This window comes from Streptomyces sp. NBC_00885 (assembly GCF_045207475.1).
In the GTDB taxonomy this organism is placed as follows: Bacteria; Actinomycetota; Actinomycetes; order Streptomycetales; family Streptomycetaceae; genus Streptomyces.
In genome coordinates, this window is sequence record NZ_CP108796.1 from 4983990 (window position 1) to 4997569 (window position 13580).

12 protein-coding genes are annotated in these 13580 nt (G+C 70.8%); 8 read left to right on the top strand and 4 right to left on the bottom strand.

Annotation, left to right across the window (positions count from 1 at the left end):
- Positions 1-46: 46 nt before the first annotated feature.
- The gene (locus tag OHA61_RS22745; RefSeq protein WP_324982476.1) at positions 47-661 is read left to right on the top strand and encodes a MerR family transcriptional regulator; all 615 of its coding nucleotides are present in this window, start codon (positions 47-49) and stop codon (positions 659-661) included.
- Positions 662-721: 60 nt separating this feature from the next.
- Here the strand turns inward: OHA61_RS22745 and OHA61_RS22750 are convergent, their stop codons facing one another.
- Positions 722-4015, bottom strand: coding sequence for a S41 family peptidase (locus OHA61_RS22750; protein ID WP_406304588.1), 3294 nt, complete (start codon positions 4013-4015; stop codon positions 722-724).
- Between the two features lie 190 nt (positions 4016-4205).
- On the opposite strand from OHA61_RS22750, the gene OHA61_RS22755 reads away from it, so the two are divergent.
- Both OHA61_RS22755 and OHA61_RS22760 read left to right on the top strand, forming a co-directional pair.
- Positions 4206-4781: a TetR/AcrR family transcriptional regulator gene (locus OHA61_RS22755; RefSeq protein ID WP_324982437.1), complete on the top strand. Its 576-nt coding sequence runs from the start codon at positions 4206-4208 to the stop codon at positions 4779-4781.
- A gap of 105 nt (positions 4782-4886) precedes the next feature.
- Positions 4887-7052 (top strand): MMPL family transporter, encoded by a 2166-nt coding sequence (locus tag OHA61_RS22760; RefSeq protein ID WP_406304589.1) that lies wholly within the window; start codon positions 4887-4889, stop codon positions 7050-7052.
- A gap of 103 nt (positions 7053-7155) precedes the next feature.
- Here the strand turns inward: OHA61_RS22760 and OHA61_RS22765 are convergent, their stop codons facing one another.
- Entirely contained in the window at positions 7156-7503 is a 348-nt protein-coding gene (locus tag OHA61_RS22765) for an SsgA family sporulation/cell division regulator (RefSeq protein WP_266475655.1), read from the bottom strand.
- Positions 7504-7659: 156 nt separating this feature from the next.
- Between OHA61_RS22765 and OHA61_RS22770 the strand changes: the two genes are divergently transcribed.
- The 5 genes from OHA61_RS22770 (at position 7660) to OHA61_RS22790 (ending at position 12285) form a co-directional block, all read left to right on the top strand.
- Positions 7660-8712 (top strand): energy-coupling factor ABC transporter permease, encoded by a 1053-nt coding sequence (locus OHA61_RS22770; protein ID WP_406304590.1) that lies wholly within the window; start codon positions 7660-7662, stop codon positions 8710-8712.
- Between the two features lies 1 nt (position 8713).
- Positions 8714-9475, top strand: a complete 762-nt coding sequence (gene cbiQ / locus OHA61_RS22775; protein ID WP_361911450.1) for a cobalt ECF transporter T component CbiQ — start codon at positions 8714-8716, stop codon at positions 9473-9475.
- Positions 9472-10218 carry an ABC transporter ATP-binding protein gene (locus OHA61_RS22780; protein WP_361911447.1) on the top strand — a complete coding sequence of 249 codons (747 nt, stop codon included), beginning with the start codon at positions 9472-9474 and terminating at the stop codon, positions 10216-10218. The genes cbiQ and OHA61_RS22780 overlap by 4 nt, the downstream gene beginning before the upstream one ends.
- An 88-nt stretch (positions 10219-10306) precedes the next feature.
- Positions 10307-11509, top strand: a complete 1203-nt coding sequence (locus tag OHA61_RS22785) for a serine hydrolase domain-containing protein (protein ID WP_361911444.1) — start codon at positions 10307-10309, stop codon at positions 11507-11509.
- 8 nt (positions 11510-11517) lie between these two features.
- The gene (locus tag OHA61_RS22790; RefSeq protein ID WP_406307426.1) at positions 11518-12285 is read left to right on the top strand and encodes an SDR family NAD(P)-dependent oxidoreductase; all 768 of its coding nucleotides are present in this window, start codon (positions 11518-11520) and stop codon (positions 12283-12285) included.
- Positions 12286-12298: 13 nt separating this feature from the next.
- Here the strand turns inward: OHA61_RS22790 and OHA61_RS22795 are convergent, their stop codons facing one another.
- Positions 12299-12733: a VOC family protein gene (locus OHA61_RS22795; protein WP_324982419.1), complete on the bottom strand. Its 435-nt coding sequence runs from the start codon at positions 12731-12733 to the stop codon at positions 12299-12301.
- A gap of 34 nt (positions 12734-12767) precedes the next feature.
- Entirely contained in the window at positions 12768-13541 is a 774-nt protein-coding gene (locus tag OHA61_RS22800; RefSeq protein ID WP_406304591.1) for a DUF817 domain-containing protein, read from the bottom strand.
- Between the last annotated feature and the right edge of the window lie 39 nt (positions 13542-13580).

The following is a 13580-nucleotide window of genomic DNA, read 5'->3' on the forward strand; positions in this document are numbered from 1 at the left end:
CGGTACAACATAGGCTTCCCCTGTGGCTGACGTACGCGAGTACCGCATGGAGGAGCTGGCCAAGGAGGCCGGCATCACGGTGCGCACGTTGCGCTTCTACCGCGAACGCGGGCTGATACAGCCGCCCCGCCGCGAGGGCCGCATCGCCTGGTACGACGAGCACCACCTCGCCAGGCTCCGTACGATCGCGGCGCTGCTGGAGCGCGGCCACACGCTGAACGGCATCGCGGACCTGGCCACGGCGTTCGAGAGCGGCCGGGATGTCGGCGAAGTGCTCGGCCTGGGCGAGCCGACCGAGGAGACCCCGGTCCGGCTCAGCCCGGAGGAACTGGCCGACTACTTCGAGGGCGAGGTCACGCCCGAGAATCTGGCCGCCGCGCTGGACCTCGGCTATCTGGCGACCGACGGCGACGAGATCGTCCACATCAGCCGCCGTCTGCTGGATGTGTCGGCAGCGCTGGTACGCGAGGGAGTTCCGCTCGCGGCGGTTCTGGACGCGGCCCGCCGGGTCCGCTCCCACGCGGACGCGCTGGCGGACCTGTTCGTCGAGGTGCTGAGGGCCCACACGCCGGAGGGAGAGGTGGAGAGGCTGCGCCCGCTGGCGAAGAGCGTGGTCGAGGCGGAACTGTCGATGGCGCTGGACCGGCGACTGCGTCAGTGAGCCGGTGGCGCCTCTCGAGCCCGCGCCCGTCAAGCCCGCTCACTCCAGACCCGCGCCCCTTCAAGCCCCCCGTGGCGGCAGCTTCGGCCTGCGCAGGTCCGGGGCGTCGGAGTAGTCCGGGGGCATCGCCGCCGGGTGGGTCTTCAGCAGGTCCAGTGCCAGTTGGATCGCGTCGTCCAGCTGGACGTGGCGGCCCTCCGCCCAGTCCAGGGGCGTGCGCAGTGCGTCGAGGTCCGGGTCGACGCCGTGGTTCTCGATTCCCCAGCCGTACGCGTCGAACCAGGCCGCGTTCATCGGGACCGTGATCACCGTCCCGTCGCCGAGGCGGTGGCGGCCCGTCATGCCCACCACGCCGCCCCAGGTCCGGCTGCCCACCACCGGGCCCAGGCCCAGCAGTTTGAACGCCGCCGTGATCATGTCGCCGTCCGACGACGTCGCCTCGTCCGCCAGCGCGACCACCGGACCGCGTGGCGCGTTCGAGGCGTACGAGACGGGCTGGGCGTTCCGTGTCAGGTCCCAGCCGATGATCTTCCGGGTCAGGCTCTCCACCACCAGCTCGCTGATGTGGCCGCCGGCGTTGCCCCGTACGTCGACGATCAGCGCCGGGCGTGACATCTCCCGGCGAAGGTCGCGGTTGAACTGCGCCCAGCCCGAGCCGCCCATGTCCGGGATGTGGAGGTAGCCGCATTTTCCGCCGCTCAACTCCAGGACCACCTCGCGGCGTTTGGCCACCCAGTCCTGGTATCGCAGCGGCCGCTCGTCCACCAGCGGGACGATCGCCACCCGCCGCGCGGGACTTTCGCCCTCCGGGGGACGGAAGGTCAGTTCGACCGTGGTGCCGCCCGCCGCCGAGAGCATCGGGTAGGGGCCCGCCACCGGATCGACCGGGCGGCCGTCGACATGAGTGAGGACCGCGCCTTCGCGGATGCCCGTACCGGCCAGGGGCGAGCGGGCCTTGGAGTCCGAGGAGTCGCCGGGGAGGATCCGTTTGACCACCCAACTGCCGTCCCGGCAGACCAGGTTCGCGCCCAGTAGGCCCATAGCCCGCTGGTAGTGCGGCGGCCCTTCATTGCGCCGCGCGGCCGTCACGTACGCGTGCGAGGTGCCCAGCTCGCCCATCACCTCGCGCAGCAGGTCCGCGAACTCGTCGGGCGACGCGACCCGTTCGACCAGCGGGCGGTACTGGTCGAGGACCGCGTCCCAGTCGATGCCGCACATCCCCGGCTCCCAGAAGAACGCGCGGACGATTCGGCCCGCCTCCCCGTACGCCTGGCGCCACTGGGACGCCGGATCCACCTCGTGCATGATCCGGCGCAGGTCCAGATAGACCGTCGAGTCGCTGTCGCCGGACTCGGTCGCCGGGACCGCGCGCAGCTCCCCGTCGTCCATGACCACCAGTCGGCTGCCGTCGCCGCTCACCGCGAACCAGTCGAGATCGCCGACCAGTTCGGTCTTGCGGGCCTTGGTGATGTCGAAGTGCTCCAGCGTGGGGCGGTGCGAGGGGTCCGCCGGGTTGGCGAAGGTCTCGCCGAGCGCCCCGGAGATCGGCCAGCGCAGCCAGACGAGGCCGCCACCGCTGACGGGGTGCAGCGCCGAGTACTTGGAGGCCGCCACGGGGAACGGTGTCACCCGGCTCTCAAGACCCTCCACTTCGACCGTCACCGTCCCTTCCGCGACTCCTTCCCCCGGCTCGTCCAGCGGATCGAGCCCGCCCGCCGCGGGCCGCCCGTCGGGCAGCAGCGCGAACGGCGAGGGAGTCGCCGACGAGAGCGGTACGAGATAGGGGCGGCAGCCCAGCGGGAAGGACAGGTCGCCGGTGTGGACGTCGTACACCGGGTCGAAGCCCCGCCAGGAGAGGAAGGCGAGATAGCGGCCGTCCCGCGTGAAGACCGGATTCTCGTCCTCGAAGCGGCCGTTGGTGACGTCGACGATCGTGCGGTCCTTGATCCGGGCCATCTTGATCTGCCGCAGCGAGCGGCCGATGCCCGGCTGGGACCAGGTCAGCCAGTGCCCGTCGGGCGAGAAGGCGAGATCTCGGACCGGCCCGTTGAGTGAGCGGATCAGTTCGGTCACTTCCTCTTCCCCAGAGCCTTCGGCTCGGGAGGCGCCCCCGGCCTCCTCGGCAGCGTCGATCAGCAGCAGGCGCCCGTCGTGCGACGCGATCGCGAGCCGCTCTCCGCCAGGGTCCGACACCATCTCCTGGACGCGGCCCAGTTGCCCGGCGGCCAGCCGCCGGGGCTCCCGGTCGCCGCTCGCTCTCGGCAGGTACGCGATCTCGACGGCGTCCTCGCCCTCCGCGTCCGTGACATACGCGACCTGGCCGCCGGTGCCGAGCATCTCCGGCATCCGGACCCTTACGCCCGCGGTGTCCGTGATCGCGCGCGCCGGCCCGTCGCGGTGCGTGAGCCAGTACAGACTGCCGCGCACGGTGACCGCGCTCGCCCGTCCCGTCGTGTCGACCGAGATCGAGTCCACGTGGCTGGCGGCCGGGACCTGATAGGTCCGCCGTCCGGCGCGCGGTCCGCCGAGCCGTACCTCCAGCTTGCGCGGCCGGGCGTCCGGCGCGGTCAGATCGTCGACGATCCACAGGTCACCCGCGCACTGGTAGACCACCCTGCGACCGTCGCTCGAGGCGTGCCTGGCATAGAAGGCGTCATGGTCGCTGTGGCGCCGGAGATCGGTCCCGTCGGGCAGACAGGAGTAGAGATTGCCCACGCCCTCGTGGTCGGAGAGGAACGCGATACGTCCCGAGACGAACATCGGGCAGTCCAGATGCCCCGCCACATCGGCGAGCAGCCGCTCCCCGTGCAGCCAGAGCCGTCCCGTGGCCCCGCCCCGGTAGCGCTTCCACGCGGCCGGTTCGTGCGGCGGTTTGCCGGTGAGCAGCAGCGTGCGGTGTTCTCCGTCGATGTCGGCGACCTGGATGTCGGAGGCCGGGCCCCAGGGCAGGCGTTTGCCGGGGGAGCCGTCGGTGGCCACCTTGTAGCCCCAGGAGAAGTACGAGAAGGGCTGGCCGTGGGAGGAGACGGCGAGGATGTTGCCGTCCGGGTCCCAGCCGCAGACCCGGGTGTCGGTCGAGCCCCAGTAGCTCAGCCGCCGTGCGGGCCCGCCGGAGACCGGTGCCAGATGGATCTCCGGATCGAGGCTGCGCCAGGTCGTGTACGCGATCTGACTGCCGTCGGGGGAGAAGCGTGGATGGCCGACCCGCGTCCGGTCGACGGTGAGGCGCCAGCCGCGTCCGGGCCGGTGCCCGGCCGGTACCAGGGGGGCGATCCAAAGATCGTCCTCGGCGGCGAAGCACAGCAAGTCGTCGTGCAGGTGCGGGAAACGGAGATACGCGAGGTCGTCGCTCACCCCCCAATGCTTTCCGCGCCATGGGGGTGGGGCAACTTGTGGGGCGGGGGGAATTCGGGTGGTGACCCAGGACACAAGCGAAACGGTTTCGTTTCGCGGACGGTCTGGGCTACGGTCGTGGTGTACGAAACCGTTTCGTTCGGCTGTGGCAGTTCGGATGCGACGGTACGGATGGGAAAGGAGGTCGACCATGACAGCGCGCAGTCGGCTCACGCCCGAGCGCGAGGCAGAGCTGTACGAGGCCGTGCTCGACCTGCTGCGGGAGGTCGGCTACGACGCCCTGACGATGGACGCGGTCGCCGCCCGTACCCGGTCCAGCAAAGCCACGCTCTACCGCCAGTGGCGGAGCAAGCCGGAACTGGTCGTCAAGGCGCTGCGGAACAACAAGCCGGTGAGCGTCGCCGACATCGACACCGGCACTCTGCGCGGCGACTTCCACGCCATGGTGGAGCGCACCGACGACTGTCAGATGGAGAAGGACTCCGCGCTGATGCGGGGTCTGGCCCAGGCCATTCATGGCAATCCCGATCTCCACCGCGCCCTGCGTGAGCTGCTGATCGAGCCCGAGATCACCGGACTCGACACGCTGCTGCGGCGGGCCGTGGAAAGGGGCGAGGTCAGCGTGGACAACCCCGCGCTCGACTTTGTCCCGCACATGCTGGTCGGCGCCTTCGTCGCCCGGCAGCTCATCGAGGACCGGACTCCCGACCCGGCCTTCGTCAAGCAGTACATCGACGCCGTGGTCCTCCCCGCCCTCGGCGTCTGACGCACAGCCTCCCCGCACCACCCAGCAGCACCCTGACGCGCGCCGCTCTCGTCGTCGGGCCGGCTCCCCATGCCCTGTTCACCTCACACACGGGAGTACGCCCTCGTGGCCACGTTCCTCTACAAACTCGGGCGGTCCGCCTTCCGGCGCCGCCGCCTCGTCGCTCTGCTGTGGGTGGCGCTGCTGGTGCTCGCCGGGGTCGGCGCGGCCTCCGCGTCCACTGCCTCCTCGTCGTCCTTCTCGATGCCGGGAACGGAGGCGCAGAAGGCCTTCGACCTGCTGGAGGAGCGCTTCCCCGGGGCCAGCCCCGACGGCGCGACCGCGCGGGTCGTCTTCAAGGCGCCCGACGGCCGCAAGATGACCGAACCCGCCAACAAGGCCGTGGTGAACAAGGCGGTCTCCGAGCTGAAGGGCGGTTCCGGCCAGGTCGCCTCCGTCACCGACCCGTTCGCCGCGAAGGCCGTCTCCAAGGACGGCGGCACGGCGTACATATCGGTCACGTACAAGGTCAGCGGGATGGAGCTGACCGACAAGACGCGTGAGGCACTGAAGGAGACCGGCACCGAGGCGCGCGAGAGCGGGCTGACCGTGGAGATCGGCGGCGACGCGCTGCAGGCCGCCCCGGAGACCGGGTCCGGCGAGATCATCGGTGTCTCCATCGCCGCGGTCGTCCTCGTCATCACCTTCGGCTCGCTGGTCGCCGCCGGACTTCCGCTGCTCACCGCGATCATCGGCGTCGGCATCGGGATCTCCACGATCACCGCGCTGGCGAACGTCCTCGACCTGGGCTCCACCACCTCGACGCTTGCGACGATGATCGGCCTCGCGGTCGGCATCGACTATGCGCTGTTCATCGTCTCCCGCTACCGCGCGGAGCTCGCCGAGGGCCGCGAACGTGAGGACGCGGCAGGACGGGCCGTCGGCACGGCGGGTTCCGCGGTCGTCTTCGCGGGCCTGACCGTCGTCATCGCGCTGGTCGGCCTCGCCGTCGTCAACATCCCGATGCTCACCAAGATGGGCTTCGCGGCCGCCGGTACGGTCGTGATCGCGGTCCTGATCGCGCTCACCCTGATACCCGCGCTGCTTGGCTTCGCCGGCAAGCGGGTGCTCGGCCGCAAGGTCCGCAAGGGCAAGGAGACGAGCGACAAGCCGAACATGGGCACGCGCTGGTCCCGCTTCGTCCTGCGCCGCCCGGTCACCGTGCTGCTCGCCGGTGTGGTGGGCCTGGGCGCGATGGCCATACCGGCATCCTCGCTGGAGCTGGGCCTGCCCGACGACGGCTCGCAGCCGGTCAGCACCACCCAGCGCAAGGCGTACGACCTGGTGTCCGACGGCTTCGGCCCCGGCTTCAACGGGCCGCTGCTGGTCGTCGTCGACGGCGACAAGGCCGCGGCCGACCGGACGGTCAAGGACATCAAGGGTCTCGACGGCGTCGTGGCCGTCACCCCGCCGACCCTCAACAAGTCCGGCGACACCGCGATGATCACGGTCATTCCGAAGGACAGGCCGTCTTCGGCCGAGACCGAGGACCTCGTCCACTCGATCCGGGCCGAGAGTGGCGACGAGGTGCTGGTCACCGGCGCGACGGCGATGAACATCGACTTCTCGCAGAGGATGAACGACGCGCTGCTGCCCTATCTCGCGCTCGTCGTCGGACTCGCCTTCCTGCTGCTGATGGTGGTCTTCCGCTCGGTCCTGGTTCCGCTGAAGGCGGCCCTCGGCTTCCTGCTCTCGGTCGTCGCGGCACTCGGCGCGGTCGTCGCCGTCTTCCAGTGGGGCTGGCTCGGCTCGCTGTTCGGCGTGGAGCAGACCGGCCCGATCATGTCGATGATGCCGATCTTCATGGTGGGCGTCGTCTTCGGTCTTGCCATGGACTACGAGGTCTTCCTGGTCACGCGCATGCGCGAGGCGTACGTCCACGGCCAGCGGCCCGGCGAGGCGATCGTCACCGGCTTCAACCACGGGGCGCGTGTGGTCACGGCGGCGGCCGTCATCATGATCGCGGTCTTCTCCGGCTTCATCGGCTCCAGTGACCAGATGATCAAGATGATCGGCTTCGGCCTCGCGATCGCGGTCTTCTTCGACGCCTTCGTGGTCCGGATGGCGATCGTGCCCGCGGTGCTCGCGCTGCTCGGCCACAAGGCGTGGTGGCTGCCGCGCTGGCTCGACCGGGCGCTGCCGAATGTGGACGTCGAGGGCGAGAAGCTGCACAAGGAACTCGCCGCGAGTCCCGGGGACCCGGACGAGGAGCGCGAGCTGGTACGCGTCTAGTTGCAGGGCTCCGGGGGCAGCGCTTCGAGCGGCGCGTGCGGCCCCGGCGGCGCGACGGCACCGTGGGGACGGGGTCCGTCGCGGCACTCGGTGGCCGTACTCATCACCCTTGGGTGGCGGGTGCGGCCATCGCGTATGTGTGCCGCAGGAAGCGGATCAGCACCTTCGAATCGAACTGCACGACCGCTACGCCATCCGGGGTATGGAACTCCACCACCGTCTGGACACGGCCGCAGGGCCAGACTTCGATGTCGCCCTTGCGTGTGGGGGCGCGCAGCCCCGTCTCCAGCAACTCGCGCGGGAAGCTCCAGGCGCGGCCGCTGGGGAACGCGAAGCACACCGCCTGCGGGTCCTCGTCGGGGTCGTAGCCCAGCACGACGTCGACGGAGCGATTCTGCGGAGCGTCAGTGACGATCCGGGCCAATGCGTGATCTTCGACGACTGCGGACATCGGCCGGCTCCTCACGCTCGTCCTCTTTGTCATCTAATGTCCCATATTTCGGCCCTGAAACTCAGCCTCCATTTGTGACAGACTCGCTCTTGCAAGTCGTTTGCAACAAGGCTCTATCATTGAACAGTTATTCATCTGTCCGAAGCGGAGCCCGACATGCATGTTCCCGACGGATTCATCAACGCCCCGGTCTCGGTGGGGGCCGGAGTCGTTGCCGCCGGTGCGGTCGCCGTCAGCCTGCGCGGTGCCCGCCGTGAGCTGGACGAACGCACCGCGCCGCTGGCCGGTCTGGTCGCCGCGTTCATCTTTGCCGTACAGATGCTGAACTTCCCCGTCGCTGCCGGCACCAGCGGACATCTGCTGGGCGGAGCACTCGCCGCGATCCTCGTCGGTCCCTTCACCGGCGTGCTCTGCATATCCGTAGTGCTCCTGATGCAGGGCATCCTCTTCGCGGACGGCGGCCTCACCGCGCTCGGCGTGAACATCACGGTCATGGGTGTGGTCACCGTCGTCGTCGCGTACGCGCTCTTCCGCGGCCTGGTCAAGGTGCTGCCCCGCGGGCGCCGCGCGATCGCCGTCGCGTCCTTCGTCTCGGCACTGCTCTCCGTGCCGGTCGCCGCCGCTGTCTTCACCGCCATCTACGCGGTCGGGGGGACCACGGACGTCCCCGTCGGCAAGGTGCTGACCGCCATGGTCGGTGTGCACACCCTGATCGGTATCGGCGAGGCAGTGATCACCATGCTGACTGTCGGCGCGGTCGTCGCCGTCCGGCCCGACCTCGTCCACGGGGCCCGCGGCCTGACCGCCCCCCTCAAGCTGCGCGTCGGCGGCGAGTTGGTCGACGCCCCGGCCGTCGCCCGGCCCGTGCCCGTCGCCGCCCTCTCCCCCCGCGCGGTCTGGGCCACCGGCCTGGCCGGCGCCCTCGTCCTCGCGGGCTTCGTCTCCTTCTACGCCTCCGCCAGCCCCGACGGCCTGGAGAAGGTCGCCGCCGACAAGGGCATCGACAAGCACGTCGAGGAGCACGCGGCCAAGGACTCCCCGCTCTCCGACTACGGCGTGAGGGACATCGCTGACGCCCGGCTCTCCGGCGGCCTGGCGGGCGTGATCGGCGTCGGCGTCACCGTCGTCGCGGGCACCGGCATCTTCTGGTCGCTGCGCCGCCGCCGTACGCCGGACGCCGAGCCCACCCGCGTACCGGAAGCCGTCTGACATGGGCGCGGGCCACACCCACAAGCTCTACCGGCACGGCCACTCACCGGTCCACGCGCTGCCCCCGCACTGCAAGCTCGCCGCCGTCTTCGGCTTCGTCCTGGTCGTGGTCTCCACGCCGCGCGAGGCGGTCTGGGCCTTCGCCCTGTACGCGGTGCTGCTCGCGGCGGTCGCGGCCCTGGCTCGTATCCCCGCCGGATTTCTGCTGCGGCGCCTGCTGATCGAGATCCCGTTCGTGGCCTTCGCGGTCCTCATGCCCTTCGTCGTCCCGGGCGAGCAGGTGCGGGTGCTCGGCCTGTCGGTGAGTGTCCCCGGCCTCTGGGGCGCCTGGAACGTCCTGGCCAAGGGCACGCTCGGCGTCGCCGCCTCCGTGATCCTCGCCTCGACGACCGAGCTGCGCTCCCTGCTGCTCGGTCTGCAACGGCTCAAACTGCCGCCGATGCTCGTCCAGATCGCCTCCTTCATGATCCGTTACGGGGATGTCATCACCGACGAGATGCGCCGTATGTCGATCGCCCGCAGGTCGCGCGGCTTCGAGGCGCGGGGCATCCGTCACTGGGGCGTCCTCGGCAAGTCCGCCGGTGCCCTGTTCATCCGCTCCTACGAGCGCGGCGAGCGCGTGCATCTGGCGATGGTGAGCCGGGGATACACCGGCACGATGCCGGTCATCGACGAGGTGACCGCGAGCCGCGCGCAGTGGACCTACGCCGCCGCACTCCCGCTCACCGCCCTCGCGGTCTGTCTGCTTGGCTGGACCCTATGACCACCGCATCGCTTGAGGTCAGCGGCCTCGCCTACGCCTACCCCGACGGCCACCAGGCCCTGTTCGGGGTGGACCTGACCGTGGACCGCGGCGAGCGGGTCGCCCTGCTCGGGCCCAACGGCGCGGGCAAGACCACGCTCGTCCTGCACCTCAACGGCATCCTGACCGGCGGCGTCGGCTCGGTGACGGTCGCGGGCCTGCCGGTCGCCCGGGCGAACCTCGCGGAGATCCGCCGCCGGGTCGGCATCGTCTTCCAGGACCCGGACGACCAGCTGTTCATGCCGACGGTCCGCGAGGACGTGGCCTTCGGCCCCGCGGCGGCGGGCATGCGCGGACCGGAGCTGGAGGCGCGCGTCGTCTCGGCGCTCAGCCAGGTCGGCATGGCGGAGTTCGCGGACCGGCCCCCGCACCATCTCTCCTTCGGGCAGCGGCGCCGGGTCGCGGTCGCCACGGTGCTCGCGATGGAGCCGGAGATCCTCGTACTGGACGAGCCCTCATCCAATCTCGACCCGGCGTCCCGGCGCGAACTGGCCGACATCCTGCGGTCGTTGGACGTCACGGTACTGATGGTCACGCACGACCTTCCGTACGCGCTGGAGCTGTGCCCGCGCGCGGTGATCCTCAGCGAGGGCGTGATCGCGGCGGACGGGCCCACGCAGGAGCTGCTGAGCGACGAGGAGCTGATGCGCGCGCACCGCCTGGAGCTGCCGTTCGGCTTCAACCCGCAGTCCGTGTCCCTCTGACGCCACCCCGGCACTGCTCGGCGCGGTCTCGTTCCGTTGAGCTGACCCGCCAGTCACCTCGTGGGGACCGCGTTGCACCATGGGGGACATGAGCGGGAGCGGCAGAACAGGTGCGGTGGACGTCCGGGGCACGGTGGCGGAAGGCTTCGAGCCGGTCAGGGACGCCTTCGTGCGCAACTTCGAGCAGCGCGGCGAGCGCGGCGCGGCCGTCGCCGTCTACCGGGACGGGCGCAAGGTCGTCGACCTGTGGGCGGGAACCAGGAACGTCGACGATGCAGCCGGGCACGAACCCTGGGCCCTGGACACCGCCCAGATCGTCCGCTCCGTGACCAAGGGCGTCGCCGCGGCCGTCGTACTCCTGCTCCACCAGCGCGGGCAGATCGACCTGGACGCCCCGGTCGGCACGTACTGGCCCGAGTTCAAGGCGGCGGGCAAGGAACGCGTCGTCGTACGCCAGCTGCTCTCGCACCGTGCCGGGCTGCCCGTCCTCGACCGCCCGCTCACCCCGGACCAGGCGGCCGACGGGGTGAGCGGACCGGCCGCGCTCACCGCGCAGCGCCCCGCCTGGGAGCCCGGCACCGACCACGGCTACCACGCCCAGACCTACAGCTGGCTGCTCGGCGAACTGGTCCGCCGCGTCACCGGCCGCACCATCGGCCGCTGGGTCGCCGAGGAGATCGCCCGCCCGCTCGGCCTGGACTTCTGGATCGGCCTGCCGCAGGACGAGGCACACCGGGTGGGCCGGATCGGCCCCGTCGACGAGCCGGCGGCGGCGGACGGAGGCGGGCTCAAACTGCGCGCCAAGCCGGCCGTCTCCGAGGCCTACCGCAACCCCGAATCCCTCACCCGGCGCGCCTTCGGGGCGATCGACCCGCTGCCCGACGAGAACGACCCCGCCTACCGCGCCGCCGAACTCCCCGCCTCCAACGGCATATCCACCGCACGCGCCCTCGCCCGCTTCTACGCCGCCACGATCGGCGAGGTCGAAGGCGGCGTTCCCCGGCTCTTCGCCCCCGCCACCCTCACCCTCGCCCGCACCGAGGAGTCGGCCGGCCCCGACCGCGTCCTGATCGTCCCCACCCGCCTCGGCCTCGGCTTCATGCTCCACGGCCCCGCCTGTCCGCTGCTCGGCCCCGGCTCCTTCGGCCACCCCGGCCGCGGCGGCTCGCTCGGCTTCGCCGACCCCGAGTCGGGCGTCTCGCTCGGCTACGTAACCAACGGGCTGCGCAAGGGGGTTACGGCCGATCCGCGCTCCCAGGCACTGATCAGGGCGGTACGTTCGGCGCTATGAGCAGCGCGATGAGGCGTTTCGAGGGGTACGGGGTACTGATCACGGGCGCGGCGCGCGGCATCGGAGAGGCGACCGCGCGACGGCTCGCCGCCGAAGGAGCCCGTGTCCTGGTCACCGACGTCGACGCGGAACGCGCCGCGACGACCGCGGACGGCATCGCGGGGGCCGAGTCCTGCGGCTGCGACGTCGGGGACCGTACGGCGGTCGAGGCGGCAGTCGCGTACGCCGTCGAACGCTTCGGCACGCTCGACGTGCTCGTCAACAACGCGTTCTCCTGCGGGGCGGACGCCCCGCTCTTCGAGGACGAGCCGGACGACGTCTGGCTTCGGGACCTGGACATCACCCTGACCGGCGCCTTCCGGTGCGCCCGGGCCGCGCTGCCGCATCTGGCGGCGTCCGGCCGCGGCGCGATCGTCAACATCGGCTCGGTCAATGCCGAGCAGGACTTCGGCAACCACGCCTACAGCGCTGCCAAGGCGGGCCTCGCCTCCCTGACCCGCACCCTGGCGGGTGACGCGGCACCCCGCGGCGTCCGGGTCAACCAGGTCAATCCCGGCACGATCCGTACGCCTGCCTGGTCCGGTCGCGAGGCCCAGCTCGACGCCCTGAGCCGCGTCTACCCGCTGGGCCGGGTGGGCGAGCCGGACGACATCGCGGCGGCGGTGGTGTTTCTCGCTTCGCGGGACGCGGGCTGGATCACCGGGACGACACTGCGGGTCGACGGGGGGCTGCTGGCCGTGAACACGGGGTTCGGCGGGGTGGTGGAGGGCGCGTGAGCGGGCGCGCGGGTTACGCCGAACCGGCCGCGACGCAGAACTCGTTGCCCTCCGGATCGGCCATCACGATGTGATGCTCGTCGGCCTCCTCCAGAACAGTCCCGCCCGCCTTCACCAGCCGCTCGGACTCCGCCCGGATTCTGGCCCACTTCTCCTCCGGGCTGCCATGACCCGGCACCCTGATGTCGATATGGAGCCGGTTCTTCGCGGACTTCGGCTCGGGGACCTTGAGGATGGAGAGCCGGGGGCCCACGCCGTCGGGATCGCACAGCCACGCCCCGTCGTCCTCGGAGTCGTCCTCGGGCAGGTCGAACTGCGCGAGCCACTCCTCACGGGTCTTGAAGGGAGCGGGCGGGGGCTCGTCGATGTACCCCAGCGCCTGCTTCCAGAACTCCGCGAGCAGCTGGGCGTCCGTGCAGTCGAGCGTCAAATCGATTCTGGCTGCCATGGTTCGACCGTACGCCCCGCCTCTGACAGTCGGCCTACGCCCGTTGAGGCGTCCGGCGGCGCTGCCCGGCCGCCAGAACGAAGGTGACGCTGATCAGCAGCGCCCACGCGCCGAACTTGGCCACCGACACCGGCTGCCAGCCGCCGAGCTGGTCCGGATAGCTCCATGCGCCCGCGTACGTCGAGATGTTCTCCGCGACCCAGAGGAAGAACCCGATGAGCACGAACGACAGGGCGAGAGGCATGCGGTAGCCGTGTGCCCCCACGCGGTAGCGCACCCATGTCCCGGCGGTGGCGCAGAGCAGCAGCGCGGCCAGCGCCCAGCGGAGATCGGGCAGCCAGTGGTGGCTGAAGAAGTTCAGATAGACCGCACCGGCGAGGGCGGCCATGATCCGCGGCCGGTAGCCGTCCAGGCGCAGGTCGAACAGGTGCCAGGCACGGCAGACGTAACTGCCCACGGCCGCGTACAGAAACCCGCCGTACAGCGGCACGCCCGCGACCTTCGTCAGGGCCTCCTCCGGGTAACTCCAGGAGCCCATCCGTACCTTGACCAGCTCGAAGAGCAGCCCGATCAGATGGCAACCGGCGATGACCGCGGTGTCGCGGGCGCTGTCCCAGCCGAGCTTCCTGGCCAGCACCGCGAGCAGGACCCCGTACACCAGCACCAGGTCGTAGCGGGCGACCGGCAGGTCGCCTGGCAGCAGGCCCGAGAGCGCTATGCCGCCGACGAGCGCGACCGCGAAGGCGCAACTGCGGGCATTGAGCCAGCCGAAGCGGAGCAGCTGATGTGCCCGGTGCGAGATCCCCATGCCGAAAGGGACGCCTCGAACGCCCCGCGCGGTTCAGTG

Coding starts and splice junctions, on each gene's coding strand:
- OHA61_RS22745 (WP_324982476.1), top strand. CDS start 47: ATGGAGGAGCTGGCCAAGGAGGCCGGCATCACGGTGCGCACGTTGCGC.
- OHA61_RS22755 (WP_324982437.1), top strand. CDS start 4,206: ATGACAGCGCGCAGTCGGCTCACGCCCGAGCGCGAGGCAGAGCTGTAC.
- OHA61_RS22765 (WP_266475655.1), bottom strand. CDS start 7,503: ATGTCCGCAGTCGTCGAAGATCACGCATTGGCCCGGATCGTCACTGAC.
- OHA61_RS22770 (WP_406304590.1), top strand. CDS start 7,660: ATGCATGTTCCCGACGGATTCATCAACGCCCCGGTCTCGGTGGGGGCC.
- cbiQ (WP_361911450.1), top strand. CDS start 8,714: ATGGGCGCGGGCCACACCCACAAGCTCTACCGGCACGGCCACTCACCG.
- OHA61_RS22780 (WP_361911447.1), top strand. CDS start 9,472: ATGACCACCGCATCGCTTGAGGTCAGCGGCCTCGCCTACGCCTACCCC.
- OHA61_RS22785 (WP_361911444.1), top strand. CDS start 10,307: ATGAGCGGGAGCGGCAGAACAGGTGCGGTGGACGTCCGGGGCACGGTG.
- OHA61_RS22790 (WP_406307426.1), top strand. CDS start 11,518: ATGAGGCGTTTCGAGGGGTACGGGGTACTGATCACGGGCGCGGCGCGC.
- OHA61_RS22795 (WP_324982419.1), bottom strand. CDS start 12,733: ATGGCAGCCAGAATCGATTTGACGCTCGACTGCACGGACGCCCAGCTG.
- OHA61_RS22800 (WP_406304591.1), bottom strand. CDS start 13,541: ATGGGGATCTCGCACCGGGCACATCAGCTGCTCCGCTTCGGCTGGCTC.